Source organism: Paraburkholderia sp. RL17-368-BIF-A (genome assembly GCF_046054045.1).
Classification (GTDB): Bacteria; Pseudomonadota; Gammaproteobacteria; order Burkholderiales; family Burkholderiaceae; genus Paraburkholderia; species Paraburkholderia graminis.
On sequence record NZ_JARESN010000008.1, the window covers coordinates 203,241 to 223,888 of the forward strand.

The 20,648-nt window shown below is 63.6% G+C and carries 19 protein-coding genes and 1 tRNA gene; 7 read left to right on the forward strand and 13 right to left on the reverse strand.

The window, feature by feature from the left end; translation table 11 throughout:
* Nucleotides 1-9: 9 nt before the first annotated feature.
* From minD to P0D87_RS16575, 9 genes are all read right to left on the reverse strand, one after another.
* Nucleotides 10-825 carry a septum site-determining protein MinD gene (minD, locus tag P0D87_RS16535; RefSeq protein WP_006048490.1) on the reverse strand — a complete coding sequence of 272 codons (816 nt, stop codon included), beginning with the start codon at nt 823-825 and terminating at the stop codon, nt 10-12.
* A 113-nt stretch (nt 826-938) separates the two neighbouring features.
* The gene (minC, locus tag P0D87_RS16540) at nt 939-1,793 is read right to left on the reverse strand and encodes a septum site-determining protein MinC (RefSeq protein ID WP_006048491.1); all 855 of its coding nucleotides are present in this window, start codon (nt 1,791-1,793) and stop codon (nt 939-941) included.
* 271 nt (nt 1,794-2,064) lie between these two features.
* Complete coding sequence (locus P0D87_RS16545; protein ID WP_006048492.1) at nt 2,065-2,598, reverse strand: GNAT family N-acetyltransferase; 534 nt, start codon at nt 2,596-2,598, stop codon at nt 2,065-2,067.
* Nucleotides 2,599-2,782: 184 nt separating this feature from the next.
* Nucleotides 2,783-3,568 (reverse strand): type I methionyl aminopeptidase, encoded by a 786-nt coding sequence (gene map / locus P0D87_RS16550; protein ID WP_029971892.1) that lies wholly within the window; start codon nt 3,566-3,568, stop codon nt 2,783-2,785.
* A 208-nt stretch (nt 3,569-3,776) separates the two neighbouring features.
* Nucleotides 3,777-4,181: a type II toxin-antitoxin system death-on-curing family toxin gene (locus tag P0D87_RS16555; protein WP_053857693.1), complete on the reverse strand. Its 405-nt coding sequence runs from the start codon at nt 4,179-4,181 to the stop codon at nt 3,777-3,779.
* Nucleotides 4,182-4,361 (reverse strand): hypothetical protein, encoded by a 180-nt coding sequence (locus P0D87_RS16560; RefSeq protein WP_053857692.1) that lies wholly within the window; start codon nt 4,359-4,361, stop codon nt 4,182-4,184.
* 153 nt (nt 4,362-4,514) lie between these two features.
* Nucleotides 4,515-4,604, reverse strand: a tRNA-Ser gene (locus tag P0D87_RS16565).
* 161 nt (nt 4,605-4,765) lie between these two features.
* The gene (gene serS / locus P0D87_RS16570) at nt 4,766-6,061 is read right to left on the reverse strand and encodes a serine--tRNA ligase (RefSeq protein WP_029971890.1); all 1,296 of its coding nucleotides are present in this window, start codon (nt 6,059-6,061) and stop codon (nt 4,766-4,768) included.
* A 68-nt stretch (nt 6,062-6,129) separates the two neighbouring features.
* Nucleotides 6,130-7,443, reverse strand: a complete 1,314-nt coding sequence (locus tag P0D87_RS16575) for a replication-associated recombination protein A (protein WP_029971889.1) — start codon at nt 7,441-7,443, stop codon at nt 6,130-6,132.
* Between the two features lie 242 nt (nt 7,444-7,685).
* Here P0D87_RS16575 and cytX point away from each other — a divergent pair, with 242 nt between their 5' ends.
* Nucleotides 7,686-9,002 (forward strand): putative hydroxymethylpyrimidine transporter CytX, encoded by a 1,317-nt coding sequence (gene cytX / locus P0D87_RS16580; protein ID WP_006048496.1) that lies wholly within the window; start codon nt 7,686-7,688, stop codon nt 9,000-9,002.
* 94 nt (nt 9,003-9,096) lie between these two features.
* Here the strand turns inward: cytX and speB are convergent, their stop codons facing one another.
* Nucleotides 9,097-10,089 carry an agmatinase gene (gene speB / locus P0D87_RS16585; RefSeq protein WP_029971887.1) on the reverse strand — a complete coding sequence of 331 codons (993 nt, stop codon included), beginning with the start codon at nt 10,087-10,089 and terminating at the stop codon, nt 9,097-9,099.
* A gap of 182 nt (nt 10,090-10,271) precedes the next feature.
* On the opposite strand from speB, the gene P0D87_RS16590 reads away from it, so the two are divergent.
* Complete coding sequence (locus P0D87_RS16590; RefSeq protein WP_053857691.1) at nt 10,272-11,183, forward strand: LysR family transcriptional regulator; 912 nt, start codon at nt 10,272-10,274, stop codon at nt 11,181-11,183.
* 95 nt (nt 11,184-11,278) lie between these two features.
* On the opposite strand, the gene lolA is transcribed toward P0D87_RS16590, so the two are convergent.
* Entirely contained in the window at nt 11,279-12,028 is a 750-nt protein-coding gene (lolA, locus tag P0D87_RS16595) for an outer membrane lipoprotein chaperone LolA (protein ID WP_053857690.1), read from the reverse strand.
* 253 nt (nt 12,029-12,281) lie between these two features.
* Complete coding sequence (locus tag P0D87_RS16600) at nt 12,282-14,597, reverse strand: DNA translocase FtsK (protein ID WP_029971885.1); 2,316 nt, start codon at nt 14,595-14,597, stop codon at nt 12,282-12,284.
* A 342-nt stretch (nt 14,598-14,939) separates the two neighbouring features.
* Here P0D87_RS16600 and trxB point away from each other — a divergent pair, with 342 nt between their 5' ends.
* From trxB to P0D87_RS16625, 5 genes are all read left to right on the forward strand, one after another.
* The gene (gene trxB, locus P0D87_RS16605; protein ID WP_006048502.1) at nt 14,940-15,941 is read left to right on the forward strand and encodes a thioredoxin-disulfide reductase; all 1,002 of its coding nucleotides are present in this window, start codon (nt 14,940-14,942) and stop codon (nt 15,939-15,941) included.
* A gap of 171 nt (nt 15,942-16,112) precedes the next feature.
* Complete coding sequence (locus tag P0D87_RS16610; protein ID WP_053857689.1) at nt 16,113-16,886, forward strand: Smr/MutS family protein; 774 nt, start codon at nt 16,113-16,115, stop codon at nt 16,884-16,886.
* On the forward strand, nt 16,886-17,506 hold the full coding sequence (locus tag P0D87_RS16615; protein WP_029971883.1) for a trimeric intracellular cation channel family protein: 621 nt from the start codon (nt 16,886-16,888) through the stop codon (nt 17,504-17,506). Before P0D87_RS16610 ends, P0D87_RS16615 begins: the two co-directional genes overlap by 1 nt.
* Nucleotides 17,507-17,634: 128 nt before the next feature.
* Nucleotides 17,635-18,294, forward strand: coding sequence for a glutathione S-transferase family protein (locus tag P0D87_RS16620; RefSeq protein WP_053857688.1), 660 nt, complete (start codon nt 17,635-17,637; stop codon nt 18,292-18,294).
* A 139-nt stretch (nt 18,295-18,433) separates the two neighbouring features.
* The gene (locus P0D87_RS16625; RefSeq protein ID WP_053857687.1) at nt 18,434-19,351 is read left to right on the forward strand and encodes a LysR family transcriptional regulator; all 918 of its coding nucleotides are present in this window, start codon (nt 18,434-18,436) and stop codon (nt 19,349-19,351) included.
* 100 nt (nt 19,352-19,451) lie between these two features.
* Here the strand turns inward: P0D87_RS16625 and P0D87_RS16630 are convergent, their stop codons facing one another.
* Nucleotides 19,452-20,567, reverse strand: a complete 1,116-nt coding sequence (locus tag P0D87_RS16630; RefSeq protein WP_006048507.1) for an ABC transporter ATP-binding protein — start codon at nt 20,565-20,567, stop codon at nt 19,452-19,454.
* Between the last annotated feature and the right edge of the window lie 81 nt (nt 20,568-20,648).

Consider the following 20,648-nt stretch of genomic DNA (forward strand, 5'->3'; position numbering starts at 1 on the left):
GCGCTCCCCTTACTTGGTGCCGAAGAGGCGCTGCAGCAGCCCGGGCTTCTGGTAATCGGTAAAGCGAAGCGATTTCTGCTCGCCGAGAAAACGCGATACGACGTCTTTGTAGGCTTCCGCCACGTCGGTGCCGTCGAGGTGCACGGCCGGCAGGCCCTGGTTCGACGCGTGCAGCACCGCTTCCGATTCCGGAATCACGCCGATCAGGTCAATACGCAAGATTTCCTGGATGTCCGTCAACGACAGCATCTCGCCTTCGCTCACACGCTTCGGGTTGTAGCGCGTGATGAGGAGATGCTCCTTGATCGGCTCCTTGCCTTCAATTGCCCGCTTGGTCTTCGACGACAGAATGCCGAGGATGCGGTCCGAGTCGCGCACCGACGACACTTCCGGGTTCGTCACGATCAGCGCTTCGTCGGCGAAATGCATCGCGAGCAGCGCGCCCGATTCGATACCGGCCGGCGAGTCGCACACGATGAACTCGAAGTCCATCGCGATCAGATCGTTGATGACCTTCTCGACGCCTTCCATGGTCAGCGCGTCTTTGTCACGCGTCTGCGAAGCCGGCAGGATGAACAGGTTCTCGCACTTCTTGTCCTTGATCAGCGCCTGGTTCAGATTCGCTTCGCCCTGAATCACGTTGATCAGGTCGTACACGACGCGGCGCTCGCAGCCCATGATGAGATCGAGATTGCGCAGGCCGACGTCGAAGTCGATCACGGCGGTCTTGCTGCCCCGCAACGCGAGGGCCGATGCAAAACTCGCGCTCGTGGTCGTCTTGCCCACGCCACCCTTGCCCGATGTCACCACAATGATTTTTGCCATTACCCTTACCTTGTGTTCGTCAAATTCGTCAATTATGTGCGGCCATATTTCGAGCAGAACGCCGCGCGCCGCAAAGCTCCAGGACGGCGCGATTCACAGCGTGCTTTCCGCGTTCAAGTGAGCCGCAATGGTTCGATCATCAACTTTTCTTCTTCGAGCCAGATCTGCACCGGTTTGCCGAGTACATCGGCCGGCAGCGGGTTCTCGGTCGTTCGATAGATGCCCGCGATCGAGATCAGTTCCGGTTCGAGACACGTACAGAAAATGCGCGCGTCGTGGTTGCCCTGCACGCCGGCGAGCGCGCGGCCGCGCAACGGCGCATAGATATGGATATTGCCTTCCGCGATGACTTCCGCGCCGTAGCTGACCAGCCCGAGCACGACGAGATCGCCCTTTGCGTAGATGCGCTGGCCGGAACGCAGCGGCTTTTCGACCACCATCGTTTGCGAAGACGTGGCAAGACGCACCGGCTCGGCGGCGGGCGCAGGTTCGAGCGATGCGCTTGCCGTCGCGCCCGATGCTGCGTTCGTGGCTGCCGTGCTTGCTGCGCTTGCTGCGTTTACCGTGCTTGCTGCGCCGTTAGCGGCTTCGCCCGAATCCGCCGTGGACGTGCTCGCCGATTCTTCGTCAGCCGGTTTCGCGGCCGCGCCGCGGCGGTCACGCGCTTCGAGAAGCGGCAACGCCGATTCCGTCGCCCACGACTGCTGCGTGTCAGCGACCACACCGACCGGACGCATGCGCACGCTGTCGAGCAGTTGCGCGATCTCGGCGAGCGGCACGCGCTCGTTTTCCGCGAGACGGCGCACGTCGATCGCGACGACGTCGTTAGCGAAAAATTCGGGGGTCGCCTCGAAGCGCCGGGTCAGCTCGGCACGCATGGCATCGAGGTCGGTTGTCTTGACCACAAAGAGGAGCGTGTCGACGGAACCGCTGCGAAGTTCGAAAAAGGGCGATTTCTTGGGCGACATAGCGTTCGGCAAAAAATTTTGCGTATTTTACAGGCGTCCACGCGTGCGGCGAGATTTTTTGCCCGCGCGCGCGGCGATATGCGCGTGTTGTGCATGTTGCGCGAGCAGGAACGATCACGCCGCGCCGCGCAAGAACGGGCGAGGCAGGACATCTGTGGGGATACGGCTGCGGATGCGAGCACGGAAGCAACAGAAGCGCGCAACGGAAACGCACAACAGAAGCGCGCAAGAGATCCGGAACGGGCGGCAAACTGCTGCGCCGCTCGGCGGATCACGAGTCAACTGCGGGTGACGTGGACGGCACGTGGCGAACCAGCAGGCTTTCGACCTGTTCCGGCGCGCGCGTGACGCGCCGATGTTCGCCGGTCGGTCCGAAACCGAGCGCTTCGTAAAAGCGCATGGCGGTGCGATTCGAGTCGGCGACCCATGCGTAAATTTCGGCGGCGCCTTCGTTGGCGAGCCAGCCGCTAGCGGTGTCGACCAGCAACTCTCCGCCACGCAGATGACGAACCGCCGGCGCCACCCACAACTCGCAAACGAATGCGCGGCGCTCGGGAGTCTCTTCGAAATGCGCCTCGATGAGTCCCGCCGGATGACCCTCGGTATAGAGAATAAAAGTGCTGACGGTAAGAGAAACCGCGTGCTTCGCGGCGATGACGTCAAAGCTCGCGGCGTCCGCGGACAAGGCGTCCTCTAGCGTCGCGCCGAAGGCATAAGGCGCCTCTCGCAGCGACGCAGTACGGAGTTCGCGAAAAACAGCGCCCTGATCAGCGGCGATACGGCGAACGGTCAATGACGGACTCATGCAGACGAAAACCCCTTGAAGCCTTAAGGCGTAGCTTTAACCGAACCGGCGCGCGAGTCAAATCATTCTTTGCCGGGGGATCTTATCGCGTGAGCCGGTTCTGGCAAAGCGCGCATCGAGTTCTCAGCATTTGCCGCGCCCGGTGTCTCTGAGCTCGGCCCACTCGCGATGGAAGCGTTTCGGGCTAAGGCGCCTCGTAGCTGCCGGTGCCGTCCGGCCAGGGTGTGAGGAGTTCGTAGCCGTCGTCGGTGACGGCGATCATGTGTTCCCATTGCGCCGACAGCGAGCGGTCTTTCGTGACCACGGTCCAGCCATCGCGCAAGACGGTGGTGCCGGCGCGGCCTGCGTTGATCATCGGCTCGATCGTGAAGACCATGCCGGGCTTCAGACGCACGCCCTGCCCCGGCTGACCGTAATGCAGAACCTGCGGGTCCTCGTGATAGACCTTGCCGATGCCGTGGCCGCAATAGTCGCGCACGATCGAAAAGCCGTCGCGCTGCGCGACCTTCTGAATCGCATGGCCGATGTCGCCGAGCGTCGCGCCCGGCTTCACTTCGCGGATGCCCGCGAGCATCGCTTCATACGTCGTGTCGATCAGTTGACGCGCGACCGTGCTCGGCTCGCCGACGCAATACATGCGGCTCGTGTCGCCGAAGTAGCCGTCCTTGATGATCGCGACGTCGATGTTGATGATGTCGCCGTCCTTGAGCACTTCGTTGCGGCTCGGAATGCCGTGGCAGACAACCTGATTGACCGATGTGCACACCGTCTTCGGAAAACCCAGATAGCCGACGTTCGCCGGAATCGACTTTTGCGTATTGACGATGTAGTCGTTGCACAGTGCGTCCAGCTCGTCGGTGGAAACACCGGCCTTCACGTGCTCGCCGATCATGGCCAGCACGTCGGCCGCGAGGCGGCCTGAAATACGCAGCCTGGCGATGTCTTCGGGAGTCTTGTAGGTAATGGCCATGAATTCGGTCGATGGGTTCGAAGGTAGGTCGATATTCAATCGAACGGCCAATTGTACAGAGGATCGCGGAGGGGTCGGGGGAATGGGGGGTGCTGGCGTTTGTATCGCGAGCGTGGGGGATTAAATGGGCAACGCCTGGTGAGCACTCGAAGATTGCCGAGAAACTCTTCGCTCGCTTGTTGCGTAGAGCGCGGACGTGATCGCCGCGCTATCGTTCGATGTACTCAGAAGAAGGATGGGACAGACTCCACACTGTGCTTAGATACGAAGCGAAGATTTCGTAGTCAATGGTGTCCTCTGCGATTGCGACCATGGCTTCTTCGAGGTCCGGCGTTCGAGGAATCTCAAAGCCTTCACGCTCCAGATACGTCAAACAGCAGGTAAGCCCCGTACGTTTATTCGCGTCGTTGAATACATGCCCTTTAGCGATAGCGACGGCGTACATGGCCGCGATGCCGAACACGTCGTCGAGACCATTGTAGTGCGCGTGGTTCTCGATGCGTTGCAGCGCTGCCTCCACTCCGCCTCGACCTCCTGCAGCGAAGCCAGCCAAGCCCCCGAGCTCGGCCAGAATTTCATCATGAATGGTGATGACGTAGTCGAGGTCGAGCACTCACCGATCCTTTAGCGCTATCAAGACCTCGCGGTGCTCGGAGATTACCCGGCGTGCGGAACGCAGGACGTCCGATTTTTCCTTTTCTGTGGCCACGCTCACCGAAGCCTTCGGACGCACCATCACTCGCGGCGCCAACTGAACGCCATACAGCTCTGTAATACGTTTTTTCTGGGCCATGAGATGCACCTCCAAAAACCAATTGATCGCCGCAGAGAATGTGGCGACCGCTAGCCGATATTAGTATCCGGCTAAAACCCCCGCTCGATGAGGAAGCTTAGCACTTGGGCAATACAAACGAAAACAGGCCCCGAAGGGCCTGTTTTCTAAATCTGGCGGAAAGGGTGAGATTCGAACTCACGGTACCCCTAAAGGTACACCGGATTTCGAGTCCGGCGCATTCGACCACTCTGCCACCTTTCCGGGTTTTCTAACTAGCCGCTGCCGTATGACGCTGGCGCGGTTTTGTCAGATCCAAGCGGGTCGCTGCTTGGGAGAGAAAGATTATAGAACAGTGAATCTGGATTTCCAAGTCCCTCGCCGAAAAAATTTCAGAGGGACGTACGCGAATCGTACAACACGACTCAAGCGGCCGGCACTTCCAGCCGCTCCACGCCGCCCAGGTACGGCCGCAGTGCAGCCGGCACCGTCACCGAGCCGTCGGCGTTCTGGAAATTCTCCAGCACCGCCACGAGCGTGCGGCCGACCGCGAGCCCCGAGCCGTTCAACGTATGCACGAGTTCCGGCTTGCCCTGCGCGTTCCGATAACGCGCCTGCATCCGGCGAGCCTGGAACGACTCGGTGTTCGAGCAGCTCGAGATCTCGCGATAGGTGTTTTGCGCCGGCAGCCACACCTCGAGGTCGTAAGTCTTGGTGGCCGAGAAGCCCATGTCGCCGGTGCACAACGTGATCACGCGATACGGCAGCTCGAGCTTCTGCAGAATCGTCTCCGCGTGGCCGACCATCTGTTCCAGCGCGTCATAAGACGTTTCCGGCGCCACGATCTGCACCATCTCCACCTTGTCGAACTGATGCTGACGGATCATGCCGCGCGTATCGCGCCCATACGAGCCCGCTTCCGAACGGAAGCACGGCGAATGCGCAGTCAGCTTGATCGGCAGCGCATTACCTTCGACGATGCTGTCGCGCACTGTGTTCGTCAGCGAAATTTCCGACGTCGAAATCAGATATTGCGTGACCGTGTTTTCGCCGCCGCCCTTCTCGACGCGGAACATGTCGTCCGCGAATTTGGGCAATTGGCCGGTGCCGTACAGAATCTCCGGATTCACGATGTACGGCGTGTAAATCTCCGTATAACCATGCTGCTGCGTATGCGTGTCGATCATGAACTGCGCAAGCGCGCGATGCAGCCGCGCTATCTGCCCACGCAGCATCGTGAAGCGCGCGCCCGAAAGCTTCGCGCCGGTCTCGAAATCGAGGCCGAGCGGCGCGCCCACATCCACGTGATCCTTCACTTCGAAATCGAACTGACGCGGCGTGCCCCAGCGGCGCACTTCGACGTTCTCCGCCTCGTCGCGGCCAACGGGCACGCTCTCATGCGGAAGATTCGGCACGCCGAGCAGAAGATCCGACAGGCGCTTCTGAATATCGTCCAGCTTTGCCGCCGACGCCTTCATCTCGTCGCCGATGCCGCCGACTTCCGCCATCACCGCCGACGTGTCCTCGCCCCGCCCTTTCATCGCGCCGATCTGCTTGGACAGGCTGTTGCGGCGCGCCTGCATTTCTTCGGTGCGGGTCTGGGTATCGCGGCGTTCCGCTTCGAGCGCGGTGAACGCCGCGACGTCGAGGCTATAGCCGCGGTCGGCGAGGCGTTTCGCGACGCCGTCGAGGTCTTTGCGCAGCAACTGGATGTCGAGCATGGGATGGGGCGGGTATTCGTTGTATGAAGGTGGGATTTTAGCGCACCGGCGCGCCGCGCCGGAGACTCTCAGCCCTTCTTCGGCTTGTTCTCGCTGCGCCATTGCGCGTCGAGTTCGGCAAGACGCGCCATCTTGTCGCCGATCTTGCCTTCCAGACCGCGCGGCGTCGGCGTGTACCAGTGCGGATCGCGCATGTTCTCGGGCAGATAGGTCTCTCCGGCCGCATAGGCATCCGGCTCGTCGTGCGCGTAGCGATACTCGTGGCCGTAGCCGAGTTCCTTCATCAGCTTGGTCGGCGCATTGCGCAGATGCACGGGCACGCCGCGCGACTTGTCCTTGCTGACGAAGCGCCGCGCCTCGTTATACGCGTTGTAGCCCGCATTCGACTTCGGCGCGACCGCCAGATAGATGATGGCCTGCGCAAGCGCAAGCTCGCCCTCGGGCGTGCCCAGGCGCTCGTAGGTTTCGGCGGCGTCGAGCGCGATGCGCGCGGCGCGCGGGTCGGCCAGACCGATGTCCTCCCACGCCATGCGCACGATGCGCCGCGCCAGATAACGCGGGTCCGCGCCGCCGTCGAGCATCCGGCAGAACCAGTAGAGCGCGCCGTCCGGACTGCTGCCGCGCACCGACTTATGCAGCGCGCTGATCTGGTCGTAAAACGCATCGCCGCCCTTGTCGAAGCGGCGCAAATTTTCGGCGAGCGCGCTGCCGAGCAACGCGCCGTCAATCTCCGTCGTCTTCTGCTGCGCAGCGGCGCGCGCGACGATTTCCAGGTTGTTCAACAGCTTGCGGCCGTCGCCGTCGGCGGAACCGATCAGCGCGTCGCGGGCTTCGTCGGTGAACGTGAGGCCGCCGAGTTCGCGCTGCGCCCGCTCGAGCAGTTCGCGCAACTCGTCCTCGTCGAGACTCTTGAGCACATAGACCGCGGCGCGTGACAGCAACGCGCTGTTCACCTCGAACGAGGGATTCTCCGTCGTCGCGCCGACAAACACGAACAGCCCCGACTCGACATGCGGCAAGAACGCGTCTTGCTGACTCTTGTTAAAGCGATGCACCTCGTCGACGAACACCAGCGTCTGATGCCCGTTCGCGCGATGAATCTGCGCCGTCTCGACCGCCTCGCGAATGTCCTTCACGCCCGAAAGCACCGCCGACAGCGCGATGAACTGCGCGTGGAACGCGTCCGCCATGAGCCGCGCAAGCGTGGTCTTGCCGACGCCCGGCGGGCCCCAGAGGATCATCGAATGCGCCTCGCCGGATTCGAATGCGACCCGCAGCGGCTTGTTCGGACCGAGCAGATGCTTCTGACCGATCACTTCGTCGATATTGCGAGGCCGCAGGCGTTCGGCGAGCGGAACATTGGCACGGGTTTCTTCGAACATGACGTTTTGGGGATAATCTCGGCTTTTCCGGACGCGGTTCGCGCGACGGTATCTGCGATGGTCGGAAGGCGGCGTGCTGCCGGACAAGCGCAAAGCCTGCACGAGAAACGCGCGGGCAACGTCCTGCATTATGACAGTGACGGCGCGTCGGCGAGCGCGGCGTGTCGTCTACCGAATGCGAACACGAGCGCGAACGCGCAGGCAAACCAAAGCAACAGACACACACTCACGGACAACACCCAATGGCACAAGACCCGCTCACCGGCGACGCCGGTTCCACCTACGCACCGCTCACGCCGGTGCCCGACGCGCGCCGCGCATTCCGCACCGGCGACGCCTTCGCGCTCTGGTTCTCGCTCGGCATCGGCCTGCTGGTCGCGCAAGCCGGCGCGCTGCTCGTGCCGGGCTTGTCGCTGCCGCACGCGCTCCTGGCGATTGTGATCGGCAGCGCGATCGGCGTGGTGCTCCTCGCGCTCGCAGGCGTGATCGGCACCGACACGGGGCTCGCCGCGATGTCGTCGCTGCGTCCGACGCTCGGTGTGCGCGGCGCGTCGGTGCCCGCAGTGCTGAACGCGGTGCAACTGGTCGGCTGGGGCGCGTTCGAAGTGATCGTGATGCGCGATTCCGCCGACGCCCTCGCGAAGCAGGCGTTCGGCTTCTCGATGCCGCTCGTCTGGACCGTCGTGTTCGGCTTGCTCGCGACGCTGCTTGCGATCAGCGGGCCGCTGTCGTTCGTGCGGCGCTTTTTGCGCACGTGGGGCATCTGGCTGCTGCTCGCGGGCGCGGCGTGGCTCACGTGGAATCTGCTCGCGCAGCACGACTTGAGCGCGATGATGCGCCGCCCCGGCACGGGCGAAATGCCGTTCGGTGGCGCCATCGATCTGGTGGTCGCGATGCCGCTCTCATGGCTGCCGCTGATCGCCGATTACACGCGCTTTGGCCGCCGCGCCGGCGACACGTTCCGCGGCACGCTGCTCGGCTACGGCATCGCGAACATATGGTTCTATGCGCTGGGCGCGATCTACGGTCTCGCCGCGGGCGGCGGCGACGCGCTGCTCACGAGCGCACTCGCGCAAGCCGGCGGCGGCCTCGCGCTCTTGCTGATCCTGATCGACGAAGTGGACAACGCATTCGCCGACATTCATTCGGCCGCCGTGTCGACCGGTACGTTCTGGGCGCGCGGCAGCGTGCCGATGCTCTCGGCTGCATTCGGCGCGCTCTGCACGTTGATCGCGCTGCTCGTGCCGATGGCGAAATACCAGAACTTCCTGTTGCTGATCGGCTCGGTGTTCGCGCCGCTCTTCGGCGTGGTGCTGGTCGATCACTTCATCGTGCGCAAGCGCCGCATCGAAGCCGCCGTGCTCGCCGACGTGCGCGGCCGCTACGGCTTTTCGGGCGGCTGGCATCTGAGCGCGTTCATCGCGTGGGCGATCGGCATTGCCTCCTATCAGGCGATCAACCAGTGGCTGCCGAACCTCGGCGCGACGTTGCCCTCGCTGGCGATCGGCGCGGTGTGTTATCTCGCGTTCGTGTCGACGCGCAAGACTGCTTACGCGTAAGCGCTCGCTGCACTTCTAAATGCAGAAAAGGCCCGCAAATGCAGGCCTTTTTCGTTGCTGACGGCGCGCCGCAAGAGCTACGTGGCGAACGGATTCACCGAGCCGCGGCAGTCCGGTATTCGACGCCCGGCAGCACGCACAGCAACTCGAACGCGAGGTTCGCCCCGAGCAGCGCCGTGGTGCCGAACGGATCATACGGCGGCGCCACCTCGACCAGATCGCAACCGACGATATTCAAGCCGTGTGCGCCGCGAATGATTTCGAGCGCCTGCGGCACCGTCAGCCCCGCGATTTCAGGCGTGCCGGTGCCGGGTGCAAAGGCCGGATCGATCCCGTCGATGTCGAACGTGATGTACACCGGACCGTCGCCCATGCGCTCGCGCACACGCGCCATCAGCGGCGCAAGCGACTGGTTCCAGCACGCTTCCGCCTGCACGACCTCGAAGCCCTGATCGCGGCACCAGTCGAAATCTTCCGCCGCGTAACCGGTGCCGCGCAGACCGATCTGCACGACGCGCTCGCAATCGAGCAGGCCCTCTTCCACCGCGCGGCGAAACGGCGTGCCGTGCGCGATTTTCTCGCCCATCATCGTGTCGTTGACGTCGGCGTGAGCATCGACGTGAATCAGCCCCACCTTGCCGTGCTTGCGATGGATCGCGCGCAGGATCGGCAACGCGATCGTGTGATCGCCGCCGAGCGTGATCGGCTTGCAATCGTGCTGAAGGATCTCGTCGTAAGCGGTTTCGATCCGCGCGATCGAGTCGTGCAGGTTGTACGGATTGATCGCGACGTCGCCGAGATCGGCGACTCGCAGCGAATCGAACGGCGCGGCGCGCGTCGCCATGTTGTACGGGCGCAGCAGCACGGATTCGCTGCGGATCTGGCGCGGCCCGAAACGCGCGCCCGTGCGGTTGGACGTGCCGAGATCGAACGGCACGCCGACGAAGCAGGCGTCGAATCCCGCCGCCGAGCCGACGTTCGGCAGGCGCATCATCGTCGCGATTCCGCCGCAGCGCGGCATCGCATTGCCGGACAGCGGCTGCGGCCGCTCGCCGGCTTCGGGAGAAATGAAGGAGGAAGTATTCATCGTGGCTCGGCAATGAAAAGTCCCGGCGGGCGGGAATCGGCGAAACCGGCGCGGAACAGGTGTCTGGCAAGCGGCCAGAAGCTATTCAAGCCGGGCGAACTTACATTCTTGAGCAGTTCGGGTGAACGTCCAATAGCTGCTCAAAAACCTTCGCATTGATCCCGAGCGATGTATCCTGACGCATGTTCTCCCAACTCACCGACCTCGACCTGCGGCTCATCCGCGTCTTTCTCGCGATCGTCGATGCGGGCGGCGTCTCGCCGGCGCAAGCCACGCTCAACGTCGGCCAGTCGACTATCAGCACGCAACTGGCCACGCTCGAAACGCGCCTCGGCTACCGGCTATGCGAACGCGGCCGCAGCGGCTTTCGCCTGAGCGCGCGCGGCGCGCAATTCGTCGACGCCGCTCGCGCGCTGCTCGATGCCGTCGACAGCTTCGGCATGCAGGCGCGCAACGTCGGCCGCAAGCTGGTCGGCACGCTCGACATCGGCATGATCGGGCACACGCCGGTATCGGCCAGCGCGCGCATCAGCGAGGCGATTGGGCGTTTTCGCTCGCGCGATCAGTCGGTGCGGTTTTCGATTCTCGTGCGCTCGCCTGGCGAGCTCGAAGAGTTGCTGCTCAATGGACGGATTCAGATCGGCATCGGCTATTTCTGGCATCGCGTGCCGTCGCTCGAATACACCGAAGTGTTCGCTGAAGACCAGTTCGCCTACTGCGCGAAAGGGCATCCGCTGTTTGCTCGCGCCGGTGAAGTCACGCCCGCGCAGGCCGCCGCGCATGAATGGGCGTGGCGCAGCTATCCGTTGCCGGAGGCCGAAAGTTCGACGGCCGGGCGCAACGTCACCGCCGTCGCCGACAACATGGAAGCGGTCGCGATGCTCGTGCTTTCAGGGCATCACCTCGGCTATTTACCGGGACATTTCGCGGCGCCGTTCGTCGAGCAAGGACTGCTCGCCGCGCTGAATCCGGCCGTCATGCGCTATCGCGTCGCGTTTCATATGGTCACGCGCGCACGGCAGCATCGAACGGATATTGTCGAAGCGTTTCTCGAGGACATGAAGGCCGCGCATGCAATCGAAGCCGGCAAATAGCGCGGCCCGTTTTGCATCGGCGATAAAAAAACCGCGCATTCAGCGCGGCTTTCTTCGTCAACATTGAACGTGCAGCTTGAACGTGCAGCGGCAATTTAGCCGTTGATCACGTCCGCGCCCTTCGGCACGGTGAACTTGAACGCGTCGGCAGGCAGCGGCGGATTCTTCTGGATGTTCGAGAACGTCAGCAAGGTCACGTTGCCGAACACGTCGTGCAATTCCATAGCTTGCAGATTGCCGTCCTTGAAGCCGATGCCCACGCGCTGGAATTGGGTGTCCTTCGCTTTCGGCGTGAGTTCAAGCCAGTCGATGCCGGCCTTCACGCCCGCATCGCGCAGCGTGAAGTTCTTGTCGAGATCGTTGCTGCCGAACAGGATCGCCGCCGGGCTCGCGCCAAGCGCGCCGCCCAGGCTTCGCACCGTCACCTGGTTCAGGTCTTTGTCGTAGACGTAAAGCTTGTCGCCGTCCGCTTGCAGCAGTTGTGCGTAGGGCTTTTCGTATTGCCAGATGAACTTGCCCGGACGCGCGAACGTGAATGTTCCACTCGACGTGCTGTTCTTGCTGCCGCCCGTGGTGGAGAGCACGCCGCTAGCACCGCTCCCGCCGCTCGCCCCTTGCGCCTTGCCCGGCGCGCGCACTTCCTGCTGGACGAAGGTGCCGCGCGCCGAGTGAACCTGCGAGACGAACGCCTTCAACTGCTCGGTGCCGCTCGCGAACGCCTGCGAAGCGACCAGCACGGATGCGCCGATCGCCACCGTGCCCGCAGTGCGCGCAAGCGCGCGAGCCAAATGCGCAAAGCGGCCGACGCGGCCGGATTGTGCATGCTGCTGTGCGAATAGCTGCATATGTTTTTCTCCCTTGATCTGAATTCGTTGAGCGGCCGCGATGTTGGCGGCGCATCGTCATGAGCGGTGTTGCCGCGCAAGACTGCGGTTTTGCGCGAAGCTTAGGCAGGCAGCCTTAAGCGAGTCTTAGGAGCGAACCTTTGGAAACGAACGTTACAAGCGGTGAACAAGCGGTGAAGAAAGCGAAAAAGACAGAGCGGTAAAGGCAGCCGACAAAAACCCAACGCCTCACCGCAGCATGCCTTAATCAACCTCACTCCGCCTCGCGCGCCGGCGCGAGAATCTCGCGATTGCCGTTCGACGACATCGCCGACACCACGCCGGAGTTTTCCATTTGCTCCAGCAGGCGCGCCGCCCGGTTATAGCCGATGCGCAAATGCCGCTGCACCAGCGAGATCGACGCGCGCTTGTTCTTCAGCACGACGTCCACCGCCTGATCGTAAAGCGGGTCCGACTCGCCGTCGCCCGATCCGCTTCCTCCGGCGCCCGCCGAGCCTTCGTCGCCCTCGCCCGTCACGCCGCCTTCGAGAATGCCCTCGATATAGTTCGGCTCGCCCTGCTCCTTGAGCTTGTCGACAACGCGATGCACTTCCTCGTCCGACACAAACGCGCCGTGCACCCGCACCGGCAAGCCGCTGCCGGGCGGCAGATAAAGCATGTCGCCCATGCCGAGCAGCGATTCCGCGCCCTGCTGGTCGAGAATCGTGCGCGAGTCGATTTTCGACGACACCTGGAACGCCATGCGCGTCGGCACGTTAGCCTTGATGAGGCCGGTGATCACGTCGACCGACGGACGCTGCGTGGCGAGAATCAGATGGATGCCGGCCGCGCGCGCCTTCTGCGCGATTCGCGCGATCAGCTCCTCGACCTTCTTGCCGACCACCATCATCAGGTCCGCGAGTTCGTCGATCACGACGACGATGTTGGGCAGACGCGTGAGCGGTTCCGGCTCGTCCGGCGTGAGGCTGAACGGGTTCGGCAGCTTCTCGTCACGCTTCGCCGCTTCGTCGATCTTGTTGTTGTAGCCGGCGAGGTTACGCACGCCGAGCTTGCTCATCAGCTTGTAGCGCCGCTCCATTTCGGCGACCGCCCAGTTGAGCGCGTGGCCGGCCTGGCGCATGTCCGTCACGACCGGACACAGCAGATGCGGAATGCCTTCGTAGACGCTCATTTCGAGCATCTTCGGATCGATCAGGATCATGCGGACCTGGTCGGCGCTCGCCTTGTAGAGCAGCGACAAAATCATCGCGTTGATACCGACCGACTTGCCCGAACCGGTCGTACCGGCCACCAGCAAGTGCGGCATTTTCGCGAGGTCCGCGCAAACGGGCTTGCCGCCGATGTCTTTGCCGAGGCCCATGGTGAGCGGCGACGCGGCATCCGCATAAACCGCCGAGCCGAGAATCTCGGACAGGCTCACGGTCTGCCGGCGCTGATTCGGCAACTCGAGCGCCATGAAATTCTTGCCCGGAATCGTTTCGACGACGCGGATCGACACGAGCGACAGCGAACGCGCGAGGTCTTTCGCCAGATTCACGATCTGGCTGCCCTTCACGCCGGTGGCCGGCTCGATCTCGTAACGCGTGACGACCGGGCCCGGATAGGCGGCGACCACGCTCACTTCAACGCCGAAGTCCTTGAGCTTTTTCTCGATCAGACGCGAGGTGAATTCGAGCGTATCGGCCGAAATGGTTTCCTGCGCGGCGGGCGCGGGATCGAGCAGCGAAATGGGCGGCAACGTGGAATCGCCCGGCAGATCGGTGAAAAGCGGCACCTGCCGTTCCTTCTCGACGCGCTCGGATTTGGCCGGCGTGACGACCGGCGGCACGATCACGACCGGCTCATGTTCCTCGATGCGCACTCGCCCCTTCTCGACCTTGCCCTCGCGCTTGACCGCGGCAGCTTCGCCGAGCTTGCGGTCGCGCCCGGCCTCGCGGCGCAGCTTCGCAAAAGTCACGGCGGAGATGATCGACTCGCCGACTTTCTCCGACACCGAGAGCCACGAGAAACGGAAATACAGCGACAAGCCGATGCCCAGCACGATCAGCAGCGCGAGCGTGCCGCCCGTGAAGCCGAGCGCATGCGACACGCCGCGCGCGACCGCCTCGCCGATCACGCCGCCCGGCGCGCGCGGGAGTTGAACCTTGAGCGACCACATGCGCAGCGCCTCGATGCCGTCGCAGGCGAGCAGCACGAGCATGAACGCGAAGGCGTCCGCGAGCCAGGTCGTATCGCGCGGCGCGTCTTCGTCCGGTTCGTCCTGACGGGTAATGCGCTTGTAGTTCGCGGAAATGTGCCGGCCGAGCAGCACGATCCACCAGTACGCGGAGAGGCCGAACAGCAGCAGCAGAATGTCCGAAGTCCACGCGCCCACGCGGCCCGCCCAGTTGGCGATGTGATCGACCTGCGCGGCGTGCGTCCAGCTCGGATCGCGGCGGCTGTAGCTGACGAGCGCCATCAGCAGGAACACGCCGAGCGCGACCTGCAGAATCCAGCGGATTTCGGTGAAGAGGCGCGACATGCGGTGCGGTAATGCCTGCGCGCTCGCGGAATAAGGAGCTTTTGCCATTGATCCTGTTGCTTGTGTGGCCGATGCATATTGCCGGGCCTCGGGTCGAAGCCGTTCGGCGCGGCAGAGAGCCCGGCGCCGTCGACCCGAAAGACCCGAAACTTCGATCCGGCCTATTGTAAACGCAGTGCCCCGCATGAGGCTGTAAATGACGGTAACCTGGCCGATCGGCCACGCGCGCTGATCGCTTAGGCCCCGCGCCGGGCTATCGCCGCGATCGGAAAGCTTCATGGAGCAGCCCGCGGCCCCGCCCTTTATAATGCCCGACTGATACCCATCTACAGTTTCAGCCAAGTCGCGTTGCCCGCATGGGCGGGCAGCGCGCCGTAAAAGGATTCGATCATGCCCGCAACTTCCACGAAACACGCCAAGGTTCTGATTCTCGGTTCCGGCCCTGCCGGCTACACGGCAGCGGTCTATGCGGCGCGCGCCAACCTCGCGCCGGTGCTCGTCACGGGCCTCGCGCAAGGCGGCCAGCTGATGACCACGACCGACGTCGAAAACTGGCCCGCCGACGCCAACGGCGTGCAAGGCCCGGAACTGATGGCGCGCTTCCTGGAGCACGCTGAGCGCTTCAACACCGAAATCATCTTCGACCACATTCACACGGCGAAGCTCGACGAAAAGCCGATCCGCCTGATCGGCGATTCGGGCGAATACACGTGCGATTCGCTGATCATCTCGACGGGCGCGTCGGCGCAATATCTCGGCCTGCCGTCGGAAGAAGCGTTCATGGGCAAGGGCGTGTCGGCCTGCGCAACCTGCGACGGCTTCTTCTACAAGCAGCAGCATGTGGCCGTGGTCGGCGGCGGCAATACCGCGGTCGAAGAAGCGCTCTATCTGTCGGGCATCGCGAAGAAGGTCACGGTGATCCATCGCCGCGACAAGTTCCGCGCCGAGCCGATCCTGATCGACCGCCTGCTCGCGAAAGAGAAGGAAGGCGTGGTCGAGATCAAGTGGAACCATACGCTCGACGAAGTGACGGGCGACCAGTCCGGCGTGACCGGCGTGCGCATCAAGCACACGCAAACCGGCGAGACGACCGACATCGCGCTGCAGGGCCTGTTCGTCGCGATCGGCCACAAGCCGAACACGGACATCTTCGAAGGCCAACTGGAGATGAAGAACGGCTACATCATCACGAAGGGCGGCCTGAACGGCTTTGCCACCGCGACCAGCGTGCCGGGCGTGTTCGCGGCCGGCGACGTGCAGGACCACGTGTACCGTCAGGCGATCACGAGCGCAGGCACCGGCTGTATGGCCGCGCTCGACGCGCAGCGCTATCTGGAAACCATCAACGAGATGGCCGGCGAGCACGCGATGAGCCAGGAAGCCGAGCGTTGATCGGCAGCGCTTTCGTGCGAACGCAACGGTAAAATAGCGGCTGGGCGTTGCCCGGCCGCTCGTTGGATCAAAGGCCGCGGCTCATGAGCCGGCGGCCTTTTTTATTCGAAGCCGCACCAGGATCACGCGAGGCGCCGCGCGACCGAATCGTTATCCGCGTCTACTACCGCCATGCCGAAGAACCACCCTCATCCGAACGAGCCGAAGCGCGTCCGCGCCGCGGCAACGCCCGCGCGCGAACCGGCTGCGCCCGCCGCGACGCCGAAGATCGAGCCGGCCGCGGGCTTAGCCGGCCTCGGCGCACTGCGCGACGCGTTGAAGGTCGACGCGCAAAAGCGCGAGCGCGAACGCGCCGCCGCGACGGCTGCACGGCACGAAGCCGCGGCGGACGCCGATCTGTTTCGCCGCGAAATCGGCGAAGTCGCGCCGCTCGCCGTGCCGCCGCGCGCATCGTTGCCGCGCAATCCTCCGCCGCCGCTGCCCGTGCAAACCCTGCTCGATGAAGAAGCCGTGCTGCACGAAGCAATCTCCGACGAATTCGATCCCGAGGTGCTGCTCGAAACCGACGAGACGCTCTCCTATTGCCGCCCCGGCGTGAGCCAGGAAGTCGTGCGAAAACTGCGGCGCGGCGACTGGATCGTGCAGGCGCAAATCGATCTGCACGGCATGCGGCGCGAGGAAGCCCGCGAGGCGCTGGCGGAATTCATCCGCGAGTCGGTCAAGCGCGGCTTGCGCTGCCTGCGCGTGATTCACGGCAAAGGCCTGGGATCGATCGGCAAGGAACCGGTGCTCAAGGGCAAAGTGCGCGCGTGGCTCGTGCAGAAGAACGAAGTGATCGCGTTCTGCCAGGCGCGGCCGCACGACGGCGGCGCGGGCGCGGTCGTCGTGCTGCTTCAGCCGGGCGCCGCGCCGGCTCACGCCAGGCCGCTGACGGAGCCGCAGTGATCCATCCAAGACTCACACTCGCGCTCTCCCTCATGGAGGCGCTGGCCATCTTTGCGTACGCGATTTCCGGTTTCATCGAAGCGAGGACGCGCCGCCTCGACGCGGTCGGCACGTTCCTCGTCGCCATCGCCACGGCCTTCGGCGGCGGCACGTTGCGCGACGTGCTGCTCGAGCGCCGGCCGTTCTACTGGGTCGAGCATCAGGGCTATCTGATCGCGATCTTCGTGATGTCGCTGTTCGCGCCGACCTTGCTGAAAATGACCTCGCGCCTGCTGTCCGAGCGCGTGCTGCTGGTCGCCGATGCGATCGGCCTCGGCCTCTTCAGCATCGCGGGGACCTCGATTGCGCACGACGCGCAAATGCCCTGGTTCACGTCCGTGATGATGGGCGTGGCGACGGGCGTGTTCGGCGGCGTGATCCGCGACGTGCTGTGCAACGAGGTGCCGCTGATCCTGCGCGATTCGCGGCCTTACGCGACGTGCGCTTTCGTCGGCTGCTGGCTGTATGTGCTGCTGGACTACGTGAATTTCGACACCGTGTATAGCGTGCTGTTCGCCACGGGGTTCATTCTGCTGGCGCGGCTCGCGACGTTCCGCTTCAACGTGCGCCTGCCGCATTAGCGGTTTCTGGCGCGGCGTCGGCACGACTGGAACGGGGGCCGTTTGTCGATTTGCGCCGCGCTCGCTCGTCGTGATGTGAACGGCCTTGCCCGGCCGCGGCAGCCGTCCAACCGTCGAAGGCGATCACGATGAAGCTCAAGCTCTACGCACACCCTTTCTCCTCGTACTGCCAGAAGGCGCTCATCGCGCTGTACGAGAACAGCACGCCGTTCGAATTCCGCCTGCTCGCGCACGACGACCCGCAAATCATGGCCGAATTCGCCGAACTGTGGCCGATCAGGCGATTTCCCGTGCTGGTCGACGGCGAGCGCACGGTGACGGAGGCGAGCATCATCATCGAATATCTCGGCCTGCACTATCCGGGGCCGGTGGCGCTCGTGCCCGCCGACGCCCGCGCGGCGCTCGACGTGCGCAGCATGGACCGCTTCTTCGACAACTATATTTCGACGCCGCAACAGAAGATCGTGTTCGACAGCCTGCGTCCTGACGCCGAGCGCGACGTGCGCGGCGTGACGGAAGCGCGCGCGATGCTCGATACGGCCTACGCGTGGCTCGACAAAACAATGGCGGCGCGCGAATGGGCCGCGGGCGACACCTTCAGCCTCGCCGATTGCGCGGCGGCGCCGGCGCTCTTTTACGCCGACTGGAGCCACGCGATCGACCCGGCGTTCGCCCATGTGCGCGCCTATCGCGAGCGCTTGCTGGCGCGTCCGTCTTTCGCTCGCGCAGTCGACGAAGCCCGGCCCTACCGCCCGCTGTTCCCGCTCGGCGCACCGGATCGGGACTGAGCGGCGACGAGCGTGGAACGAGCGGAGACTGAGCCGGATCAGCGGAGTCGCGCGCCAACCCCTTGCGACAACATTATTCCGAGCCTATACACTTCACGTCGAAACCAATTTCCGCTCATTACACATAAGAAGGCCAAACATGGACCGTTTTGAAGCGATGGAGATCTTTACGCGTGTGGTCGAGGCGAACAGCTTCACGAAAGTATCCGAATCGCTCGACCTGCCGCGCGCGAAAGTGAGCCGCACGATTCAGGCGCTGGAAGAGCATGTCGGCGTGCGCCTCCTGAACCGCTCGACGCGCCAGGTCAGCGTCACCGAAGACGGCGCGCTCTTTTACGATCGCTGCGTGCGCATCCTCGCGGAAGTCGCCGACGCCGAATCGTCGCTGTCGAACAAGCGTGAGAATCCGGTCGGTACGATCCGCGTCGACACGTCGGGCACGCTCGCTCGCGCGCTGCTGCTGCCCGCGCTCGACGACTTCTACCGGCGCTACCCTGAAATCGACGTGCGCCTCGGCCTCGCCGACCGCAACATCGACCTGATTCAGGACGCCGTGGATTGCGTGATCCGCATGGGCACGCCGGAAGAATCGAGCCTCGTCGCAAGGCGCATTGGTCATGCGCGTATCGTCACCTGCGCTTCGCCCGCGTATCTGGAGAAGTACGGCACGCCGACCACGCTCGATCAATTGAGCGAGCACCGCGCGGTCAACTACGTGTCGGCGCGTACGGGCAAGACCTTTCCGTTCGAATACGAAGTCAACGGCGAGACCGTGAAAGTCGCGATGAAAAGCGTGCTCGCGGTCAACGACGGCTCGGTCTACATTCGCGCGGGCGAACTCGGCCACGGCATCATTCAGCCGTCGCGCTTCATGGTCGCGCATCTGATCGAGCGCGGCGTGCTGAAGGAAATTCTCACTGACTACACGAGCCCCGGCACGCCGCTGTCGATCCTGTACGCGCATCGCCGCAATCTGAGCTCGCGGCTGCGCGCGTTCACCGAGTGGGTAACGGAAGTCGTACGCAACAATCCGGACCTGCGTATTCCGGAAGCCTGACTGGCGCCGCCGGCCCAAGCGAAGAAAAGAAAAGCCCCTTGCGTCGCGAGACGCAAGGGGCTTTCTCAATGAGGCAAGGCCAAGCGATCAGACCAAAAAATCAGGCGATGCGCTCTTCATTCGACGGATCGAACAACACCGCTTTCGACGTATCGAACAGCAGCGTCGTGTTGGTCAACGGCTGCGGATTCGACGCCGGGTGCACGCGGCTCACCACGCGCTTGCCGTTGACCTGCGCGAACACCAAAGTGTCCGGCCCGGTCGGCTCGATCACGTCGACCTTCACTTCGATCTGTTGCAGCTTCGCGTGATCGCCATGCGCGCCGCGAGCATCGGTAATGCGCTCGGGACGCAAGCCGAGAATCACTTCACGGCCCACGTGCGACTTGACCTTCGCCGAGTCGAACGGCAGATTCAGCGCCGTGCGCGCAATGCCCGTATCGAGTTCGAGACCCACGCCCGCGCCCTGCTCGACGAGCTTGCCCTGGATGAAGTTCATCGGCGGTGCGCCGATAAAGCCGGCCACGAACAGGTTCGACGGCGAGTCGTAAATCTCCTGCGGCGCGCCGAACTGCTGGACGATGCCGTCTTTCATCACGGCGATGCGGTCGCCGAGCGTCATCGCTTCGATCTGATCGTGCGTCACGTAGACGATCGTCGTGCCGAGGCGTTGATGCAGCAGCTTGATTTCCGAACGCATCTCGATACGCAGCTTGGCGTCGAGGTTCGACAGCGGCTCGTCGAACAGGAACATCACCGGGTCGCGCGCCAATGCGCGGCCCATTGCCACGCGCTGACGCTGGCCGCCGGACAACTGACCCGGCTTGCGATCCAGCAGATGCGTGATCTGCAGCGTGTTCGACACGCGGTCGACAATCTGCGTCTGTTCCTGCTTCGGCACCTTGCGGATATTCAGACCGAACGAGATGTTCTCGCGCACCGTCATCGACGGATACAGCGCGTACGACTGGAACACCATCGCGATATCGCGATCTTTCGGCGACAGGTTGTTCACCGTCTTGCCGTCGATCTGGATCTCGCCCTTGGTCACCGTTTCGAGGCCGGCGATCATATTGAGCAGCGTCGACTTACCGCAGCCCGAGCCGCCGACCAGAATCAGGAACTGACCGTCTTCGATGTCGATGTTGACACCCTTCAGAACCGGCACCCCGTTCGGGTAGGTCTTGTACACGTCACGGATGGAAAGGCTTGCCATGCTGTGAATCCTCTAGTCTCTGGTACTGCTTGAAAACGTCTTGTTTATGCGCCGGGACACGCCGCCGCGCTCGGATGGTTT

Excerpts from the sequence above, each read along its gene's own strand:
- minD (WP_006048490.1), bottom strand. The coding sequence starts at position 825 with ATGGCAAAAATCATTGTGGTGACATCGGGCAAGGGTGGCGTGGGCAAG.
- minC (WP_006048491.1), bottom strand. The coding sequence starts at position 1,793 with ATGTCGCCCAAGAAATCGCCCTTTTTCGAACTTCGCAGCGGTTCCGTC.
- P0D87_RS16545 (WP_006048492.1), bottom strand. The coding sequence starts at position 2,598 with ATGAGTCCGTCATTGACCGTTCGCCGTATCGCCGCTGATCAGGGCGCT.
- map (WP_029971892.1), bottom strand. The coding sequence starts at position 3,568 with ATGGCCATTACCTACAAGACTCCCGAAGACATCGCCAGGCTGCGTATT.
- P0D87_RS16560 (WP_053857692.1), bottom strand. The coding sequence starts at position 4,361 with ATGGCCCAGAAAAAACGTATTACAGAGCTGTATGGCGTTCAGTTGGCG.
- serS (WP_029971890.1), bottom strand. The coding sequence starts at position 6,061 with ATGCTCGACATCCAGTTGCTGCGCAAAGACCTCGACGGCGTCGCGAAA.
- P0D87_RS16575 (WP_029971889.1), bottom strand. The coding sequence starts at position 7,443 with ATGTTCGAAGAAACCCGTGCCAATGTTCCGCTCGCCGAACGCCTGCGG.
- cytX (WP_006048496.1), top strand. The coding sequence starts at position 7,686 with ATGGCACAAGACCCGCTCACCGGCGACGCCGGTTCCACCTACGCACCG.
- speB (WP_029971887.1), bottom strand. The coding sequence starts at position 10,089 with ATGAATACTTCCTCCTTCATTTCTCCCGAAGCCGGCGAGCGGCCGCAG.
- P0D87_RS16590 (WP_053857691.1), top strand. The coding sequence starts at position 10,272 with ATGTTCTCCCAACTCACCGACCTCGACCTGCGGCTCATCCGCGTCTTT.
- lolA (WP_053857690.1), bottom strand. The coding sequence starts at position 12,028 with ATGCAGCTATTCGCACAGCAGCATGCACAATCCGGCCGCGTCGGCCGC.
- P0D87_RS16600 (WP_029971885.1), bottom strand. The coding sequence starts at position 14,597 with ATGGCAAAAGCTCCTTATTCCGCGAGCGCGCAGGCATTACCGCACCGC.
- trxB (WP_006048502.1), top strand. The coding sequence starts at position 14,940 with ATGCCCGCAACTTCCACGAAACACGCCAAGGTTCTGATTCTCGGTTCC.
- P0D87_RS16610 (WP_053857689.1), top strand. The coding sequence starts at position 16,113 with ATGCCGAAGAACCACCCTCATCCGAACGAGCCGAAGCGCGTCCGCGCC.
- P0D87_RS16620 (WP_053857688.1), top strand. The coding sequence starts at position 17,635 with ATGAAGCTCAAGCTCTACGCACACCCTTTCTCCTCGTACTGCCAGAAG.
- P0D87_RS16625 (WP_053857687.1), top strand. The coding sequence starts at position 18,434 with ATGGACCGTTTTGAAGCGATGGAGATCTTTACGCGTGTGGTCGAGGCG.
- P0D87_RS16630 (WP_006048507.1), bottom strand. The coding sequence starts at position 20,567 with ATGGCAAGCCTTTCCATCCGTGACGTGTACAAGACCTACCCGAACGGG.